The 19,385-nt window shown below is 39.0% G+C and carries 19 protein-coding genes; 3 read left to right on the top strand and 16 right to left on the bottom strand.

From position 1 onward, the window contains the following. The first annotated feature begins 74 nt into the window (after positions 1-74). Together OK344_RS01615 and OK344_RS01610 are read left to right on the top strand one after the other, a co-directional pair. Complete coding sequence (locus OK344_RS01615; RefSeq protein WP_088467891.1) at positions 75-569, top strand: RNA polymerase sigma factor; 495 nt, start codon at positions 75-77, stop codon at positions 567-569. Beyond that, positions 562-1,236, top strand: coding sequence for a DUF8845 family protein (locus OK344_RS01610; RefSeq protein WP_265143142.1), 675 nt, complete (start codon positions 562-564; stop codon positions 1,234-1,236). The genes OK344_RS01615 and OK344_RS01610 overlap by 8 nt, the downstream gene beginning before the upstream one ends. Before the next feature lie 47 nt (positions 1,237-1,283). Here the strand turns inward: OK344_RS01610 and rpoN are convergent, their stop codons facing one another. From rpoN to OK344_RS01535, 15 genes are all read right to left on the bottom strand, one after another. Further along, complete coding sequence (rpoN, locus tag OK344_RS01605) at positions 1,284-2,762, bottom strand: RNA polymerase factor sigma-54 (protein ID WP_265143141.1); 1,479 nt, start codon at positions 2,760-2,762, stop codon at positions 1,284-1,286. A 59-nt stretch (positions 2,763-2,821) separates the two neighbouring features. After that, positions 2,822-4,267, bottom strand: coding sequence for an asparagine--tRNA ligase (asnS, locus tag OK344_RS01600; RefSeq protein WP_265143140.1), 1,446 nt, complete (start codon positions 4,265-4,267; stop codon positions 2,822-2,824). Between the two features lie 250 nt (positions 4,268-4,517). Beyond that, positions 4,518-5,060, bottom strand: a complete 543-nt coding sequence (rimM, locus tag OK344_RS01595; protein ID WP_265143139.1) for a ribosome maturation factor RimM — start codon at positions 5,058-5,060, stop codon at positions 4,518-4,520. A 129-nt stretch (positions 5,061-5,189) separates the two neighbouring features. Further along, complete coding sequence (locus tag OK344_RS01590; protein WP_265143138.1) at positions 5,190-5,792, bottom strand: 30S ribosomal protein S16; 603 nt, start codon at positions 5,790-5,792, stop codon at positions 5,190-5,192. A 130-nt stretch (positions 5,793-5,922) separates the two neighbouring features. Beyond that, positions 5,923-6,441 carry a hypothetical protein gene (locus OK344_RS01585; protein WP_265143137.1) on the bottom strand — a complete coding sequence of 173 codons (519 nt, stop codon included), beginning with the start codon at positions 6,439-6,441 and terminating at the stop codon, positions 5,923-5,925. Between the two features lie 87 nt (positions 6,442-6,528). Then, positions 6,529-8,742, bottom strand: coding sequence for a TonB-dependent siderophore receptor (locus OK344_RS01580; protein ID WP_265143136.1), 2,214 nt, complete (start codon positions 8,740-8,742; stop codon positions 6,529-6,531). Between the two features lie 141 nt (positions 8,743-8,883). After that, complete coding sequence (locus tag OK344_RS01575; protein ID WP_265143135.1) at positions 8,884-10,275, bottom strand: APC family permease; 1,392 nt, start codon at positions 10,273-10,275, stop codon at positions 8,884-8,886. Positions 10,276-10,308: 33 nt separating this feature from the next. Further along, complete coding sequence (locus tag OK344_RS01570; RefSeq protein WP_265143134.1) at positions 10,309-12,198, bottom strand: ABC-F family ATP-binding cassette domain-containing protein; 1,890 nt, start codon at positions 12,196-12,198, stop codon at positions 10,309-10,311. Between the two features lie 59 nt (positions 12,199-12,257). After that, positions 12,258-13,121, bottom strand: a complete 864-nt coding sequence (locus OK344_RS01565) for a glycoside hydrolase family 25 protein (protein ID WP_265143133.1) — start codon at positions 13,119-13,121, stop codon at positions 12,258-12,260. 77 nt (positions 13,122-13,198) lie between these two features. Next, the gene (gene deoC / locus OK344_RS01560) at positions 13,199-13,942 is read right to left on the bottom strand and encodes a deoxyribose-phosphate aldolase (RefSeq protein WP_265143132.1); all 744 of its coding nucleotides are present in this window, start codon (positions 13,940-13,942) and stop codon (positions 13,199-13,201) included. A gap of 5 nt (positions 13,943-13,947) precedes the next feature. After that, positions 13,948-14,418 carry an Lrp/AsnC ligand binding domain-containing protein gene (locus tag OK344_RS01555; RefSeq protein WP_088467903.1) on the bottom strand — a complete coding sequence of 157 codons (471 nt, stop codon included), beginning with the start codon at positions 14,416-14,418 and terminating at the stop codon, positions 13,948-13,950. An 18-nt stretch (positions 14,419-14,436) separates the two neighbouring features. Further along, entirely contained in the window at positions 14,437-15,393 is a 957-nt protein-coding gene (locus OK344_RS01550) for an endonuclease/exonuclease/phosphatase family protein (RefSeq protein ID WP_265143131.1), read from the bottom strand. 65 nt (positions 15,394-15,458) lie between these two features. Next, complete coding sequence (gene trmD / locus OK344_RS01545; protein ID WP_265143130.1) at positions 15,459-16,133, bottom strand: tRNA (guanosine(37)-N1)-methyltransferase TrmD; 675 nt, start codon at positions 16,131-16,133, stop codon at positions 15,459-15,461. Then, positions 16,130-17,392, bottom strand: coding sequence for an NAD(P)/FAD-dependent oxidoreductase (locus tag OK344_RS01540; protein ID WP_265143129.1), 1,263 nt, complete (start codon positions 17,390-17,392; stop codon positions 16,130-16,132). Before OK344_RS01540 ends, trmD begins: the two co-directional genes overlap by 4 nt. A gap of 95 nt (positions 17,393-17,487) precedes the next feature. Beyond that, the gene (locus OK344_RS01535) at positions 17,488-17,844 is read right to left on the bottom strand and encodes a T9SS type A sorting domain-containing protein (RefSeq protein ID WP_265143128.1); all 357 of its coding nucleotides are present in this window, start codon (positions 17,842-17,844) and stop codon (positions 17,488-17,490) included. A gap of 122 nt (positions 17,845-17,966) precedes the next feature. Between OK344_RS01535 and hemB the strand changes: the two genes are divergently transcribed. Beyond that, positions 17,967-18,959 carry a porphobilinogen synthase gene (gene hemB, locus OK344_RS01530; protein ID WP_265143127.1) on the top strand — a complete coding sequence of 331 codons (993 nt, stop codon included), beginning with the start codon at positions 17,967-17,969 and terminating at the stop codon, positions 18,957-18,959. An 86-nt stretch (positions 18,960-19,045) separates the two neighbouring features. On the opposite strand, the gene OK344_RS01525 is transcribed toward hemB, so the two are convergent. After that, complete coding sequence (locus OK344_RS01525; protein ID WP_088467908.1) at positions 19,046-19,339, bottom strand: TM2 domain-containing protein; 294 nt, start codon at positions 19,337-19,339, stop codon at positions 19,046-19,048. Positions 19,340-19,385 lie beyond the last annotated feature (46 nt).

The raw sequence follows: 19,385 nt of genomic DNA, 5'->3' as shown, positions 1-19,385 counted from the left end.
GTGATGTTGAATGGATAAGGAATATAAATTTCAGGTGAAAAAATGTTATATTCGCTACTTCAAACTGAACAAAATTGAGCGCCAAGGAACAGGAATTTTCGAAACTGATTAAAGATAATCAAGGCTTGATTATTAAGGTTTCCCGGCTTTATACCAATTCGCTGGAAGACGAGCAGGATCTTTTCCAGGAAATTGTGTTACAACTCTGGCGTTCTTACGACTCATTCAAAGGACAATCGAAAATATCGACGTGGATGTACCGCGTTGCCCTGAACACTGCCATTACGCTTTTCAGAAAAAAAACCAAGTCACCACAAACCGATGAACTGATGGATTTTCACCACAGTGGATATATGGAAGATGATGACGAAAAGCAACAGCAGGTTTCGCTTCTTTATAAAGTGGTAAAGATGCTTCCGCAGGTGGAACGGGCAATTGTAATGATGTATCTGGATGATTTGCCTTACCGTGATATTTCTGAAAACCTTGGGATAACGGAGGTAAACGCACGCGTGAAAATGAACCGACTGAAAAAAACGTTAAAAGAGTTAATGGAAAAACATGCCTGAATTTGATTTAGACAGCTTCAAAAAAACCTGGCAGGAGCAGAAGGTAAAGCCAAAATATAACAGCACCGAAATCGAGGCGATGCTGAATAAATCGTCGCGGAATTACGTGAAATATATCCTTTGGATCAGTATTGCAGAATTCCTTATCATTCTGGGCGTGAACATTTATTACTCCTTCCTTGGCGATGACTCCAACAGTTTCATCAGAATCCTGGGGAAACTTGGCGTGCAGAATTCTACCGATTTACAAACCAGTTTTGGGAATCTTTATTTAGTGCTGAAAACTATCAGTTTAATTATTACCGCTTTCTTTGTGGTACGGTTTTACCGAAATTATCGTAAAATCAATATAGAATCTAACCTTAAAAAACTGATTCTGCAGATCATCAGATTCAAGAAAACAGTAAACCTGTTCATCTTAGCCAATATTTTGCTTTTAATTGTCTTCACGGCGGTTTTAACGGTTTTCACCTTTACGGTTTTATCACAGCAGAACATTCATCTCACGCATCCAACTTTAATAGGATTTGTGGTGGGAATTATTGTAATGACGATTATAAGCATCGTACTGATCTGGATTTACTACCGCGTCGTTTACGGAATTATCCTTAAAAGATTAGGGAAAAATTTGGGTGAACTACAGAAAATAGATTCACAACAGGAATAAAAAAAAGGCCAGTTTTCAGTAACTGACCTTTTTGCTTATCATTTAAATTACAATTCTTTTCTTAGCCTTGCAACCGGAATATTCAGCTGTTCGCGGTATTTTGCAATGGTTCGTCTTGCGATGTTGTACCCTTTTTCTTTCAGTAATCCTACAAGAGCATCGTCGGTTAACGGTTTGCGCTTATTTTCGTTATTGATGACTTCCTGAAGATGATTTTTAATCTCCTTGGTGGAAACTTCTTCGCCGTCATCATTTGTAAGCGAATCGGAGAATAGGCTTTTCAGGTAAACAATTCCGTTTGGTGTGTCGGCATATTTGCTTTTTACCACCCGTGAAATGGTTGAAATATCGAAACCTGTAATATCTGCCACATCCTTCAGGATCATCGGTTTCAGGGATTTTTCGTCACCGGTAATGAAGTAGTTTTTCTGCAGTTTTACAATTGCCGTAATCGTTTGCAACAACGTATTCTGCCTTTGGTTAATCGCATCGATATACCATTTTGCAGCATCGAGTTTCTGCTTAATGAAAAGCGCTGCCTGCTTGTGATCCGGCGAGTTTTTATCGTGAGAATAAGTCGTAAGAATGTCTTTGTACTCATCGGAAACGCGGAGTGTAGGCGCATTTTTGCTGTTGAGTAAAGGGATAACTTCCGATTGGCCGTTTTTCCCTTCTTTGATCTGAATCACAAAATCCGGAATAATTTCCTGATTGATGGTGATGGTTTGCGTATCGAAATTTCCGCCAACCTTTGGAGAAAGTTTAGAAATTACTTCCAGGGCGTCCTTCAGATCCTCTTCTTCGATATCGTATTTCTGAATAATTTTGTTGTAATGCTTATTGGTAAGCGCATCGAACTGGTTTCTAAGGATATTTCCGGCGAGGCTTACGGCTTTGTCGGCACTTACTTTCTTTTCGATCTGCAAAAGCAAACATTCCTGAAGGCTTCTTGCGCCAACTCCCGGCGGATCGAGTTTCTGAACATAATTCTCTAAAATATCCTCTACTTTTTCTTTGGTGGTATAAACTCCCTGCGAAAAAGCCAGATCATCAACTAATTGTTTGCTTTCTCTTCGCAAATAACCGTCGTTATCCAGGTTTCCGATGATGTATTCGGCGATTTTAAGATCGTCACCTTCAATTGAAATCAGACGAATCTGCTCCAGTAGATAGTCGTAAAGTGACTGACCTTCCGTTAAAAGCGATTCATTATCAAAATCTTCGTCGTCTGCGGAATAATTGTTTGATGCTGTTTTATAAGCAGGTTCATCATCAAATATATATTCATCAACATCAAAATCGGTAGTGATGCTGTCGGTTCCTTCCTCTTCAAAACCTTCGTCCAGAGAGGCATAATCTTCTTCTTTGGATTCTTCCTGAACTTTTTCGAGTGCAGGGTTTTCCTCAAGCTCACGCTCGAGTTCTTCTTCAAATTCCAGGGTGTGAAGCTGGATCAACTTCATCAGCTGGATTTGTTGTGGAGCAAGTTTTTGCCCGAGTCTAAGTTGTAGGTTTTGTTTTAACATTCTTGATTTGGTCTTACAAAAATTTAATTTCTGTGTGTATATTTTTTTCTGTGAGTGGGTTAAAACTCAGCATTGTGTGGTGTTCTTGGGAATGGAATTACGTCTCTAATGTTCGTCATTCCTGTCACAAAAAGAACGAGTCTTTCTAAACCAAGCCCGAATCCTGCATGCGGAACCGAACCGAATTTTCTGGTATCCAGATACCACCAGAGCTCGTGTTCATCAACATTCATGGCTTTCATTTTGGCCGTAAGCACATCGAATTTATCTTCTCTCTGCGAACCGCCGATAATTTCGCCGATTCCCGGGAAAAGTACATCCATTGCAGCCACTGTTTTGCCGTCTTCATTAAGTTTCATGTAGAAAGCCTTAATTTCTTTCGGATAATCAAATAGAACAACCGGACTGTCGAAATGTTTTTCAACCAGATATCTTTCGTGCTCACTCTGCAAATCAGCGCCCCATTCTTCGATCGGGAACTGGAATTTGCCTTTTTTGTTTTCTTTTGAATTCTTCAGGATATCAATCGCTTCGGTGTAAGAAACTCTTTTGAATCTTTTCTTTATAACGTTTTCAAGTTTTTCAATTAAACCTTCCGCAGCTCTGTCTTTTTCAGGTTTTTGCTTTTGTTCTTCGGCAAATCTTTTGTCTAAAAACTCCAGATCATCTTTGCAGTTTTCTAAGACATAACCGATGACGTACTTTAAGAAATCTTCTGCCAGATCAATATTGTCTTCAAGATTATTGAAGGCAACTTCAGGCTCCACCATCCAGAATTCTGCGAGGTGACGTGTGGTATTAGAGTTTTCTGCACGGAAGGTCGGTCCGAAAGTATAAACGCGTCCCAATCCCATCATTGCAGTTTCTACGTTCAACTGTCCGGAAACGGTAAGGTTGGTTTTTTTACCAAAGAAATCCTGTTCATAATCGATATCACCATTTTCATCTCTCGGGATGTTATTGATATCGAAATTCGTAACGCTGAACATTTCGCCTGCTCCTTCTGCATCGGCACCGGTAATAATCGGCGTATTCATGTAAAAGAACTGGTTCTGGTGAAAGAACTGGTGAATCGCAAAACTTACCGCACTTCTTACTCTGAAAACAGACCCGAAAAGATTCGTGCGGAAACGCAGATGTGCCTGCTCACGCAGCAATTCCAGGGAGTGTTTTTTAGGCTGAAGAATGGTTCGGTCTCTTTCTTCGGTAAAATTATCTCCAAGAATCTGAATTTTCTTTGCAATAATCTCGATGCTTTGTCCGGCTCCCTGGCTTTCAACCACTTCACCTACAATCTTCAGCGACGATGCCGTGCTGATATTTTTGATGGTGTTATCATCAAAATTCTCGAAATCTACAACAACCTGTAAGTTGTTGATCGTTGAACCATCGTTCAAAGCGATGAAACGGTTGGAGCGGAACGCCCGAACCCAACCCTGAACAGTAATATCGTGATGTAAAAGTTTTTTATAATCTGAAAGTAATTCGTTAATCGTGGTTCTCATTGCTGATCTTCGTTTTTTTTAATGATCTTGCGAAGCATTTTTTCCGCAGATATCTTATCAATAGTTACAAATGTAATAAAATTTGGCGTAATTTTTGCTACTAAATTAAAATAATTCATCGAAAAAATCCCAAATTTTTCTTTTTTATTCTTATTAGAACCTGCCTGAGTGGAGCTATTTTTGTGCAGCGAAGCGAAACAAAAAAGCGGGAACGGAGGAAGGAATCTGTCGCCAAAAAAACCTCAAGTAATTATTCGTCTTTCTTTGAAGGAATCAGGAACACATCCATTAAGCCTTCCGGCAGCGCCATTCTGATGTATTTTTCTTCGCGGTTAAGTTCAATAATCCAGTCTTTGATGATGGGGATTACGATCTGTTTGTCTGCCAGATTCAAAAGGAAATAATGCTGACCTGTCTGGTCGTTTACAGATTCGATTATGCCACAGCTTTTGCCGTCTTCTTCACGGATTTCGAAACCGATAACTTCGTGGTAATAAAACTTGTTTCCGGTAAGTTTTGGCAGTGTGGAAAGCGGAAGATACACCTCTTTGCCCAGCGACTGGTCCACCAAAGCCTCGGTGGAATTCTTGAAGGAAATAATGAGCGTGTCACCTTTGCTCCAGGATTGTTTTGCCACAAAAAACGGCACGAGTAACCCGTTAATCTCTACAAAAATTGAATTTAATTTATTGTACATTTCGGGCTGATCGGTATCGAGTTTTAAAAATACATTCCCGTGAAGTCCGTGTCGGCGTGTGATTTTTCCTAGGAAATAACAATCTTCTTTTTTCATGCGTAATTTTTATGATTGATGAAACACAGTAAACTGCGTTAGCACTGCAAATATAATGGGTTTTAAAATAACAGAGACGCCAATATTGGCGTCTCTGTAGGATATTTTTTGTAAGTTATTACAGAAAAATTAAGCTTGCGCTTCTTCAGTACCTTCTGCTTCAGCAGCTGGTTCTTCTGCAGTTTCTTCAGCAACAGGAGCGTTTGCACCTTCTTCAGCAGCTTCTTCAGCAGCTTTTTCTTCTGCCAATTTAGCTTCAGCTTCCGCTTTTGCATCAGCTTCTAATTTAGCAGCTGCATCTAATCTTGCCTGGTTTACTTTTGCTTCTGCTTCTAAAGCTGCTTTTTTAGCATCTTCTTTTGCTTTGCTTAAACCGTCTTTTTTACCAAGAACCTGTTTTTCTTTTTCTTCTAACCAAGAGTTGAATCTCTTCTCAGCTTCAGCCTCATCAAATGCGCCTTTAGCAACACCACCAAGAAGGTGTTTTTTGTAAAGAGCTCCTTTGTAAGAAAGAATTGCTCTTGCAGTATCGGTAGGCTGCGCACCGTTGTTAAGCCATTTTACTGCAGAATCAACGTTTAATTCGATAATCGCAGGATTTGTAATTGGATTGTAAGTACCGATTTTCTCGATAAATTTACCATCTCTTCTTGCTCTTGCATCTGCAACAACAATGTGGAAAAAAGGCTTTCCTTTTTTACCGTGTCTTTGTAATCTGATTTTTACTGACATAAATGTTTGATTTTGTGGGAACTCGTCCCGATTAATTATGAGGTTGCAAAGATAATTAATTTATCTGAACTGAAAATAAAAATCCATATAAATTTCTACTGCATTTTCAGCCTCCCAATTAGAAGAAAATCTATTGAAAGAACACCATTATGAGTGCCAGAATAAAACCGAGTCCGGCGTAAATCATTCCTCTTCTGAAGGCCTTGGATTTATAATTGAACATCCAGAACGACGAAATCACAAAGAAAAACAAAACCACTCCGAAAACAGCATTTAATGTTGCATAACGGTGTTTCGAGGTCGATTTGTGCAGTTCGTTGAATTTTTCCAGAACAAATGGCAGCTGCATTTTCGAATATTTTGTTTCACCGGTTTTCATATTATAAGTCCCCTGTTCAAATTTCTGAACATCACCTTCGCTACCTTTAAATTCTACATTACGCATTTTAATTTCTTTCGCCAGCTCCTTTTCTGTAAGATTTGGCTTAAGAACGATTTCGTACTTGTTTTCCTTTTTCAGAAAATTGGTGTCACGGTAAATCAGCAGAACGCCGCTAATTGCGTATACCGCCATTATTCCTGCTGCAAAATAGCCCAAATAGCGGTGTGTAATCCGCATGAATGTTTTTGTATCCTTAATTTTTGCCATGGTTTATTTGATTAATTTGTTTTTTGAGGTTCACGATAAAAGTGGAAACGAGTTTCCACTCTTTGGTAATATTTTCACCTAAAACGATTAAAGTTTGTACGTTAACGTGAAGTAATAATTTCTTGGAGTAATTGGATTCACGGAGTAGTTTTCATGATAGTTATAATTCACGGTATCAAAGAGATTTCCTACTTTACCCATTACAGAAAATTTCTGCCATTCATATCCAACTGACAAAGCAACAGTGGTATAATCATCAACCGGCAATAACCTGGAAACCCCATTTCTAGTGTCTAATGTTTCCTTGGTATCATTCCATCCCGCGATACGGTCGCCTACAAAGTACACGCTGGCCCCTAGCTTAAGTCCTTTTATATAATTTGGCAGGGTGTAAAATACCGATGCATTTGCTGTGGTTGCAGGTGTACGGACCAACCGTTGGTTCTCAACATACCCAAACCCTTCAGGCGTATCCAAATAAACCGCGTGATTGTAGGAAGCACCAGCAATAATCATTAAATTGGGAGTTGGATTTCCGGTAATGTCGAGTTCCACACCCCGGCTGCGCATCTTACCTGCAAATTCTTTTATGGTAGAATCATTGTTCACCTGTCCCTGGGCATTAAATTCTGCCATCTGATAGAAGTTTCTGTTTTCAATCTGATAAAGGGACAAGTTCAACGCTACCGCATTTTTCCAGAAATTCTTTTTCATACCAACCTCGAACTGATCAATTATCGATGGCGTCAACGAGTTATCGTAAATGTCCCGCCCCGTATTTGCTGAGAACGAATTGGTGTAAGTTGCAAAAAGCGAAAGATTGTCGTTTGGCATATAAATAAGTCCGGCTTTTGGCGAAAAAGCTCTGTCTACGGTACCTGCAGTATTGTTTACATCATTGGTTACAAACGATTTCTTTTCGGTTTCGAGGTTTTCGATATAAGACCATCGTAATCCCGCCAAAACTTTAAACTGTTCGGTGATACTAATGAAATCCTGGGCATAAATACCAAATCGCTGCGTTGGGATTCGGGTTCTGTCTCTTTTTGTAGCTGTGGGCATTGCGCCGCTTGCCCACGTGGATGGATCATCAAGATAAATGGTTCCATTCGTGCTGCCATTAGTTCCGTAAGCTGTTTGTGAAAGATTGTAAGCGTACGCATCTGCAGTTCCGTAATCGCCATCTGTACCGATTAAAATTTTATGGTTAATTTTTCCGGTATTGATTTCTCCATTCAAATTAAGCTGTAAGGCCGTATAATTCTGCTCGTTGTATGTTCTGTTGACGGGTCGGTTCCATTTCAGGCGCCCTGCATTGTCGTAAGTCCAGGTGATTCTTTCTGTAGAAAAATAATCTTTTGTATAATTCTGGAAAGAAGCTACAGTATTCAAAGTCCAGAACTCACTGAACTGATGATTAAAGGTTATTCCCGCCGTTGCCTGCTCTGTATTTTGATATTGCCAATCTGTTCCCAGGAAAGCGTTTCTTGGCAAAAATGTATTTAAACGGTAAGATTTATCATTGTTTTCAATGGCGCCAATCCCAAAATCCGGAGTAAATTCATTCTTTAAATAATCTGCTTCCACAATCAACTGTGATTTTTCACCAATATTGAAGAGGAAAGAAGGATTAAAGTAATATTTCTGAGATTCCACCACATCGCGGAAACTTTCAGCTGTCTCGTATGCTCCATTTACACGGAACGCAATTTTTTCGGAAATCGGTCCGTAAAAATCAACGGTTGGTTTATAAGAATTCCAGCTGCCGGCGTTCAGTCCAACACTTCCACCAAAATTAAAACGTGGTTTTTTGGTAATTAAATTTACCACACCACCGGCGGAAACATTCCCGTAAAGCATGGCGTTTCCTCCTTTCAAGACTTCTACCCTTTCCAGACCTGAAACTTCAGGAAAAACACCACTGTTTACCCGTGCACCATTTTTAAAGATATTATCGTTCCCGAAATTAAAGCCTCGTCCGCCAAAACTGTCCTGCGAATTTCCCCGGGAAGAGGTGATGTACAAACCATTTACATTCTGAAGAACTTCACCCAACTGTTTCGCCTGTTGCTGCTCGATTACCTCGTGAGTAACAATTGCAATAGGCTGCGGATTCTCCATCACCGTAAGATTCGATTTAGCAGTTAGTGCCTTTGCTTTGTTCGGATTACCGGTTTTATGAAGGTTTATATCTTCAATTTCCTGAATCCTAATGGTATCATTAACCGGATCGAATTTCATTTGCGCATTTGCTGACATGCTAATCAACAAGACTCCCAACGACAATATCTGCTTTTTCATTTACAAGTTTTTATTTAGAATGAATTAAAATAACGGTGCAAATGTAAAAAAGCCTTCGGGAAATACAAAATCTATTTTGAATTATTCTAAATAAAATTCAGTGCCACTGTTTAACTGTTTGAAAATGAATGAATTTATTTATTACTGATTTTTATCATTATCGCTCATAAATAAGATTCCCGCTCCTATGAAAAGGAGATTTACGATAAAATACATCATTCCGTTCGGTGCAGAAGCAGTACCGAAAAGCACCACCACAATTCCCAATATCGCAATTACAGACATGGTAAGTTTAAAAAAACGGTTGCCGGAAAACACATTTTTTTTGAAGAGCCTGAACAACCCAATGAAAAGCGCACCATTAACAAGGTAGATAAATACAATAGGAATTGCAGAAAGATCAAAATTCCGGGCTGTAAAATATGAATGCGTATTGGTGATATAATAAATAATGATATAAAAAATAATAATTCCCAGTCCTAAAAAAGCGCTGTTTACAGGCATTTTTGTTTTGGGTTCAATTACATCCAGGTTCAGGAATTTTCTGGATTTTTTAAGATTCGCAAACTGGTAAGGTACACGGATTGTCGCTAAAAGCAAACCATTGGAAGTTCCCAAAACCGATACGATAATAAAAAGCTGCATCAACAAAGCTCCGGAATCTGACGCAATTTTGCGCGAAAATTCGGTGATATAGGTATCTTTCAGCTGAACGATCTCATCACCGCTCATCCTGAAAACAATTCCCATGTAATACGAAATATAAATTACCATCACAGCGATGGTTCCTAAAATTAATGCTTTCGGAAGGTTTTTACTTGAATTTTTAATTTCACCGGAAATTTGTGTCGCGATATACCAACCGTCGAAGGCAAAAGAAATAGGGATAAAACTCGCAGCGATTAAAAATAATAAAGACTGATTTTCCCTAACATTTTCAGCAGCGTAAGTGAAGTGATTCGCTTCTTCGACATCACCTTTCACCAAACTTAAAATTCCCAGAGAGGCAATAAATATCAATGGAAGCACTTTCAAGACTGTAGTAAACTGCTGAAAGATGCCGCTGCTTTTCGGTCTGAAAATATTGAAGGTAAAAAAGATCAGCAGATTTACAAAACCAATGAGCGCAAAATGCAGTGTGGTAGGTTCAAAATTCAAAAATTCTGCACAGAGATGCGCAATATAAATGCCGGAAACTGTAAATAAAACCGCAGTCAGCAGAGGATAAAAAAGACTCAGATACATCCATCCTACGAAATATGCAGCTTTTTCACCGAATCTGTAATTCACATAATTCAGGATTCCGCCGTCTTTGGGGAGCAACTCCGCGTAATTTGCCATAGAAATTGCCCCGAAAACTACGCTTACACCAACAATAATAAATCCTACAAGTCCAGCAAGAATATTTCCCTGGGTAGAGAGCAGTACATCATCAACTTTAAAGAAAATACCGGAACCGATGACCTGGCCAATAACCATTGAAATTGCTGTGAACAGGCCGTATTTAGCCTCGAGTTTCTGCTCCTTTTCCATAATTTTACTATTGGATTTTATGTATCATGCTATCTATTCCTGCAGTTCCAGCCAGCGCATTTCGAGTTCATCCATTCTATCGGAGATTTTCTCCAGATCTGCTGAAAAAACTGAAATTTTTTCATAATCAGTTTCGTTATTCAGTTTTTCAAGAATCTCCGTACGCTTTTTTTCCAGTTCCGGAATTTCCTTATCGATCATTTCGAGTTCGCGCTGTTCTTTAAAAGTAAGTTTCTTTTTTGTATTGGGTGCAGCAGCAACAGAGGCTGTTGAAACGGTTTCAGTTTTTTTAGGAACTTCGCGCACTTCAACCTGAGTTTTTTTATTCTGATCCTGACTTTTAGCCTCGCGATATTCTGAAAAATTGCCGACAAAGTCTTTAATAACACCATCACCTTCAAAAGCCAAAACGTGATCTACAATTCTGTCCATGAAATATCTGTCGTGCGAAACGATAATTAAACTGCCCTGAAACTGAAGAAGAAAATTCTCCAGAACCGTTAATGTCGGCAAATCCAGGTCATTCGTCGGCTCATCGAAAATTAAGAAATTTGGGTTTTGGTAAAGTACATACATCAAATGGAGCCTTCTTTTTTCGCCACCCGAAAGTTTAGAAATCGGCGAATACTGTGTTTGGTCATCAAAGAGAAAAAGCCTCAAAAACTGTGATGCAGAAATGGTTCTTCCGTTCGCTAAAGGAAAATTCTCGCCAATTTCCTTAATAAAATCAATTACTCTCTCCTCTTCTTTATACTGCAAACCTTTCTGGGAAAAATAACCGAATTTAATGGTTTCACCGGTTTCGATCGAGCCACTGTCGTACGGTTCAAATCCCTGAATGATATTTAAAAGCGTAGATTTACCTGCACCGTTTTTGCCGACAATTCCTACTTTTTCGCCGCGCTGAAACTGATAACTGAAATTTTTAAGCAAAACTTTATCACCAAAACTTTTATTGATATTTTTGAGTTCCAGAATTTTGTTCCCCAAACGTTTCATTTCGAAATCGAGTTCCAGTTTCTCTTTTTTCGTATTGGTTTTCGCTACCTTTTCGGTTTCGTAAAAATCATCAATTCTTGACTTCGATTTTGTGGTTCTGGCTTTTGGTTGTCTGCGCATCCATTCCAACTCTTTACGGTACAGGTTTTGGGCCTTATCGATGGTCGAATTTAAGTTTTCTTCGCGGATGATTTTATTCTCAAGATAGGTCGCATAACTTCCGTTGTGGAAATACAGATTCTGGTCTTCCATTTCCCAGATTATATCGCAAACTGCATCGAGAAAATACCGGTCGTGAGTCACCAAAAGCAGTGTTACCATTGCTTTTGAAAGATAATTCTCGAGCCACTCAACCATATCAACGTCGAGGTGATTGGTCGGTTCATCCATAATTAAAAGGGTGTGGCGGTGCTGCGCGCGGGTTTCAACCAGAAGTTTTGCGAGTGCAACTCTTTTGATCTGGCCGCCTGAAAGGTTTTTCATTTTCGCCTGTAAATCAGTGATTTTCAATTGCGTGAGAATCTGACTCATTTCATTTTCCAAATCCCAGGCTTCATGAATTTCCATTTCATTCAACGCTTTATCCATATCATCGGCATTTTCGGTTAAAAGCGCGTGATGATAGTTTTTTAAAGCCATAATGGGCGGAGAATCCAGCGTCATCATAAATTCTTCCACATTTAGTTCGCCTTCAAAATCGATTTCCTGATCGAATAATACAACCTGAATGTCTTTATTAATAATTACACTTCCGGAATCTGCGATTTCTTTACCCATTAAAATTTTAAGCAAAGTCGATTTCCCGGAGCCGTTTTTGGCAACGATGGCAATTTTGTCGCCTTCGTTGATGTTGAAGGAAATATCTTTGAATAAAACTTTTAAACCATAGGATTTGGTAAGGTTTTCTGCGGAAACGTAATTCATTATGAGTTGTTGTTGCTGTTAAATGCTGTTTTGAGACTGCGAAAATACGATAATTGGACTTAATCGAGGGTGAGTCTTTTTAATGACCAAAGACTACCGTTGTACACATCAATATCCACCTTGGTGTTGATTCCGTAGACGATTCCTTTTTCGGTGAACTGCCAGAAATCCCACTTTCCGTCGGGCATTGGCTGCGGAACATCATTGTAATTGGCGAGCCAGAGCGGATACTCATCAAATTCGCCTTTCAAAAAATCTTTGTAATAATGATAATAGGTGTAAATAATAGGTTTTTCGCCATATTTTTCTTCTACAATGCGGCACCAGACCTTTAAATCTTCAACGAGTTTTTCGTTCGATTTTCGTCTTGGGATTTTTTCAATATCGAGAATTGGAGGCAAATCGCCCTCTTCCAGTTTTACATTATCGAGAAAATTATTAGCCTGACGCACAGGATCTTCATCGGCACGGTAAAAATGGTAAGCCCCACGAATTAGCTGATGTTTTTTGGCCAGCTCCCAGAATTCATCGAAATGCCTGTCGGCACTGCGGTTACCCATCGTAGCACGTAAAACCACAAATTCTATCGGTATTGCGCGGTTTCCGATGCTTAAACTGTCCCAGTTGATGTCTTCTTTTCTTTGATAATGAGACATATCGATCCCGAAAGTTTTATCGGCATAATCTCCAATAATTCGATTAATACGCTGTTCTTCAAATTCGGTGTTCGAAAGCTTTTTATGCTCGAATTTATTAAAATACATAGCATAGTAAAAAGCGATTTTTTCTTTTAGATAAAACCCCGTACCCAGTAATGCCAACGCCAGAATCAACAGGAGAATCTCTCTTCTCAAAAGGAAATTTCTTCTGCGTTTTTTGTGGATTTTTTTGGAAACTTTTTTTTGAACAGGTTTTTTTGGCATAGAACTGCAAAAATAGGATTTAAACATAAAAAAATCGCACCTTATGCGCGATTTCCTTATTGTTGGATTTATATATTTTAATATCCGTCCTTCGCTTTTTCGTTTGAAACCAAAGCTTTTGCTGAAGAAGTTCCGATTCGTCTTACACCCATTGTAATCATTTTTTCAGCATCAGCCGGAGTTTTTACGCCGCCGGCAGCTTTTACGGAAAGTTTTCCGGAGTTTTCAAGCATAAGTTTTATTCCTTCGAAAGTAGCTCCGTTTGGTTTACCGTCTTCGGTTGGATAAAACCCTGTGGAAGATTTCACAAAAATATTTTCGAAATCATTCTCGCCAAAATTTTCTTCTGCCCAAATTCTCATGTTTTTAGTAATATCAACAATCTGCTCATCGGTTAAAGCAGCGATTTCGATGATCCATTTTACGATCTTTCCGTTTTTCACCGCCAATTTGGTGCCTTCTACGAATTCGTTTTTCACCAAATCGGTATTTCCAGCTTTGAAAGCTTCATAATTAACTACATAATCCAGCTCATCAACACCGTCGGCAATCGCTTTTTCAGCTTCAGAAAGTTTATCTGCAGTACTGGCTGTTCCTTCATGAAAACCAATGACTGTACCTACTTTTATCTCTGAATTTTTTGACTTTAAATAGTCTTTAATTTCCTTCACATAATCCGGACGGATCATTACTTCAAAAAAATTATGCTCAAGAGCTTCATCGGTAAGCTGATACACTTTTTTCAATGTTTCTTCTTCTGATAAACCAGCCTGCTGGGGAGTTTTAAGATAAGTAGAATCTAAATATTTATTGATTTCCATTGTTATTATACTTTCAATTGTCGGTTAATACTCTGCTCCAAAGATATGAAAGTCTCGGTTCGCGTTACGCCTTTGAGTTTCTGAAGTTTGTTAAGAATTTCCATCAAATGATCGTTATCTCTGCACAAAACCTTCAAGAAAATGGTGTAATTACCTGTGGTATAGTGCGCTTCCACCACTTCATTCACTTCTTTCAAAGCCTTCACTGCATCATGATAATAGCTTGGCTGATCCAGAAACACGCCGATATAAGAAACCACTTTGTAGCCGATTTTTCTGGGATTAAGAAAAGAAATGGAGTTTTCAATCACCCCTGCCTGCTCCAGTTTTTTAATTCTCTGGTGAACGGCAGTGGTGGAGATTCCAACATTTTTAGAAATGTGCGCCAATGAGGTTTTGGCATTATCCATCAGCATGTAAATTATTTCTTTATCTACAGAATCAAGGTGATAGCTTGAGTTTATTGCGCTTTTCATATATATTCTATCTGTTCTTTATTGAGTTGTTGTAAATGCTGTAATCACCGGGAAATGATCGCTGTAACCTCCCAGATATCTGCTTCCTGCGTATGTTCTGAACGGTCTGCCGGCAAATTTCTTATCCCAGTTGCTTAATTTATAGTGGTTGAAAATTTTTGCCGAACTAAAATTCAGCGGAAAAGAAGTCTCGAAAAACTGCTTTGATAAGAGAATTTGATCAAAAAGCAAGCCGTGTTTATGGTGATATGTTGAATAATTTTTGTTGAGATACAAATCCAGAAACGGGTTTTCAAGCAATTTATCAGATTGATCGTCATAAACAAGATTTCTTACATTATCATCATCCGGATTTTCATTAAAATCGCCACAGATAATAATCGCCTCGTTTAAGTCGGATTTTATTTCGATCACTTTTTCACGAATATCATTTAGGATAAACTCACGCTTTGGCTTGTTGATATTTTTTTCTCTTTTTGACGGAAGATGAAGCACAAAAACATTGATTATTTCACCGGAATATCTGAATTTACATCTTAAAATATCGCGGGTTGTATCGTAATTCGCGGGATTATTATCTTTAATTTCAAAAAAATAAGTGATGGGATCTGATGATATGAGCTCGAGTTTATTTTTGTCATAAAGTAGCGCTACATCTACTCCTCTTTCATCCATAGAATCATAATGCACAACAGCATAATCTAAATTAAAAGGTGCCATTGCAGCGAGTTCATCCAAAGGCGCCTGCCCCTGGATTTCAGAAAAACCAATAATCATTGGCAATGCATTTTCTGCTTCCCGCATGAGTTCAAAAACCTGGGCAACTTTCTGTACTTTATTCCGGTATCTTCTTTCGTCCCAGTTTCTTAGACCCGAAGGTGTGGGATCTAATGGGTGTACCGCCGGCGGATCCGGAGAAAATAGATTCTCTACATTATAAAAAGCAACCAGTTCCTGCACTACACGATCTACCATCAGCAAATTTATCTCCCTGTTTTATTGGAATTGTAAATTTATAAAAAATATCGATTATGAATGAATTATTCTAAAAGATCGGGTCTTTTTTCCTGAGTTATTTTTACCGATTCCTCATGCAGCCAGTCCTGAATTTTCTGAAGATTACCGCTGAGTAAAATTTCGGGTACCTTAAGGCCTTTATATTCAGCAGGTCTTGTGTAAATAGGTGGTGAAAGAAGGTTATCCTGAAAACTGTCGGTCAAGGCACTTTGTTCATCATTTAGAACTCCCGGAAGCAGCCTGATTACCGAATCTGCCAAAACACATGCAGCCAACTCTCCTCCGGTTAAAACATAGTCGCCAATGGATATTTCTTTGGTAATATGAAGTTCGCGAACCCTTTGATCAATCCCCTTGTAATGCCCACAGAGAAATATAAGATTACTTTTTGTTGACAGACTGTTCGCAATTTTTTGGGTTAAAGTTTCCCCATCGGGGGTAAGATAAATCACCTCATCGTAGGTTCGCTGTTCTTTCAGTTCGGAGATGCAACGGTCTAAGGGCTCAACCATCATTACCATGCCGGCACTTCCGCCATACGGAGCATCATCTACCTGGCGGTGTTTCCCCAAACCGAAATCGCGGAGGTGATGAAAATAAACTTCTGCCAAACCTTTATCAACTGCTCTTTTCAGGATAGACGTTTTGAACGGACTTTCCATGAGTTCCGGCAAAACACTTATAATATCGATTCTCATTGCTCGGTATTGTTCTTTTTATTTGGGATAATAATGAGGCGCAGTGAAGAGTCCTTATTCAGATAACTCCACATCCAGTTAAAGAAAATGGCGATTTTGTTTCTTACGGAAAGAATGAGCATTAAATGCAGAAACATCCAAAAATACCACGCCAAAAAACCCTGAAATTTAAAACCCGGCAAATCGACTACAGCGCGGTGTTTACCGATGGTAGCCATGCTGCCCCGGTCAGTATATTCATATTCTTTCCAATCATTCTCTGATTTTCTCAGAAAATTTCTGCCAAGGTTTTTCCCCTGGTTAATGGCAACATTTGCCACCTGGGGATGTGCCTGAGGGTATTTTGGCGTTTCCATATATGCTATATCGCCGATAGCGTAAATGTTTTGGTAACCTAACACACGATTAAACCGGTCTGTTTTATAACGGTTTCTTATCATTACATCAGGGTTCAGTCCCTCAATGATATTTCCGATTACACCAGCTGCCCAGATGACGTTGTTGGAAGAAATTGTTTTACCGCTTTTCATATATACTTTATCCCCGTCGTAATCGGTTACAAATTCGTCGCTCATAAACTGCACGCCCAATTCTTTCAGATATTTCTCCGACATCTGCTGAGATTCTTCACTCATCACACTTAACGGTGTGGTGGTAGAACTAACAAGAATTATATTGAGGTTATCGAAGTTCATGTGAGGATAATCGCGTGGCAGGATATCTTTTTTCATTTCAGCGAAGGCGCCGGCAAGTTCTACACCAGTGGGCCCGCTTCCTACAATTACGATATTCCAGTTTCCATCGTCACTTCGCTTGCGCTCGATAATGAGTTTTTCGAAAGTGAGGAGAACGTGATTCCTGATTGCGATAGCTTCCTGGGTATTTTTCATCCCGAAGGTGAGATGCTCCATCTTTCCGTTTCCGAAAAAATTGGTTTTACATCCTGTGGCAATGACTAACTTATCGTAAGTAAATTCAGCATCTTCAGTTATAATCTTATTCTGTTCCGGAAGAATTTTCTGTACCTCCGTCATACGGTATTGAATATTTCGGGACCGCTGAAAAATTTTTCGGAAAGGAAAAGAAATATTACTGGGCTCAATTCGACCGCACGCCACCTGATAAAAAAGAGGCTGAAACATGTGATGGTTTACTTTATCAATCACAATCACCTTTTTTCTCTTATTGTTCAGTGATTTTGCGAGCTGCAAACCTGCAAATCCCCCGCCAATAATAACTATTTTTTCGCGTGTTTCCATTTCAGCAAAATTAGGGATTTTTTTACAGTTAAGATTTCCCAGACGTATAAGAAGACACAAAAAATCCTGAAAGTTAATTTTCAGGATTCAAATTTTTATTGTTTTACGATTTGTGTAACTTTCTGTGTGTTGTCGCTCATGGTATAGCGCATCAGATACTTTCCAGGTCTTAACCTGTCGAGTCTTATCTCTGCCGAATTTTTATTAAGGGTATATTCTGCAACTTCCATCCCGAGTATAGAATACAAGGTAACGGATTTTATTTTTAAAGAAGCATCTTTAGATTTTACAACAATAAAATCGCGGGCAGGATTGGGATATGCTACCATTACTGCTTCCTCTGGTTTCAGAGAAGTTGCTATCGGCTCTTTACTAACAGACTGTGCGGAAATTTTTTCCGAAAAAACTGTTAAACTGCCGATTAATATGATAGAAAATAATAATTTTTTCACCTTATAGAACTTATATTTATAAATATCCTTACAAATGTAAGAAATTGAATTTTATTTTAAGAGCTTTTTTTGTAAAACTATAATTAAATTTGCATGTTTAAATCCAAATACCATTCCAAAACATGATTATATATTCTAGAAACCGCAGATTACGAACCAACGCCACCATTAGATCCCTCGTGCAGGAAACAGTACTCACCACCAACGATTTGGTAATGCCGATTTTTGTTATGGAAGGTTCAAACACGCAGGAACCTATTCCGTCAATGCCGGGAATCTACCGCAGAACCCTTGATCTTACCGTGAAAGAATGTCAGGAATTATACAGAATGGGTGTAAAAGCAGTAAACCTTTACATGAAAGTTTCTGAAAATTTAAAAGATAACAAAGGCACCGAATCCTGGAACAATAATGGTCTGATGCAGACGACAATCAAAGCCATTAAGGACGCTGTTCCGGGCATGATTGTAATACCGGATGTTGCTCTGGATCCCTACTCGATCTACGGACACGACGGAATTATTACCAACGGAAAAGTTGATAATGACGCAACAAATGATGCACTGGTAAAAATGTCGCTTTCACACGCTGAAGCCGGAGCAGACATTTTGGCACCCAGCGATATGATGGACGGCAGAGTTGCCGCTATAAGAACCGGCCTTGAAGAAGGTGGTTTCACCGATGTTGGAATCTTAAGTTATGCCGCTAAATATGCGAGTTCTTTTTACGGACCATTCAGAAGCGCATTGGATTCTGCACCAAAGGAAAATGCCGATATTCCAAAAGACAAAAAAACTTACCAAATGGATTTTCACAACTCCCGTGAAGCCATGGATGAAGTGCTGAAAGATGTTGCTGAAGGCGCCGACATCATCATGATAAAACCAGGAATGCCTTATCTGGATATTGTGGCTAAAGTTCGTGAGGCAATCGACTTACCAATTGCGGTTTACAATGTGAGTGGCGAATATGCGATGCTGAAAGCTGCTGCCCAAAACGGCTGGCTCGATAATGATAAAGCGATTATCGAAAGTTTAACCTGCATCAAAAGAGCAGGAGCAGACATGATTTTCACTTACGCCGCAAAAGAAGCGGCGATATTACTTAATCAGTAAGAATTTAAGTTTTTTAGCGTCCGGTTTGCTGAAAAATCAAAAAAATCTTTCAAATTATTTGAAAGATTTTTTTGATCACTAAATTTTTAAAACCAGGTTTTTCTGCCCTGAATATATGTCCGGTCGAACTGCTCATCGCTCATGGTAAGATAAATAATTCCCTCGATAAATGGAATCACAGTGGCGATTCCGCACGTTACAATATTCAGAACAATCTGGATGATTCCCTCGTTGATGTAACCCATATAAAATTTATTGGCACCAAAAGTCCCGAGTAAAATCCCCAACAATCCTGCTGCGAGTTTCTTTTCTGAGCGGTAATTTCGGTTACTGAAGTTTTGGTTTTGGGATTCGGGGTCGTTGTAGCCGTAAGTTTCCATTGATTAAAGTTTTTTATGATTAATTGTTTGGAAATCAGTCGGCCTG

This window comes from Kaistella yananensis (assembly GCF_026107505.2).
In the GTDB taxonomy this organism is placed as follows: Bacteria; Bacteroidota; Bacteroidia; order Flavobacteriales; family Weeksellaceae; genus Kaistella; species Kaistella yananensis.
This window is presented reverse-complemented; position numbering and strand designations above follow the sequence as displayed.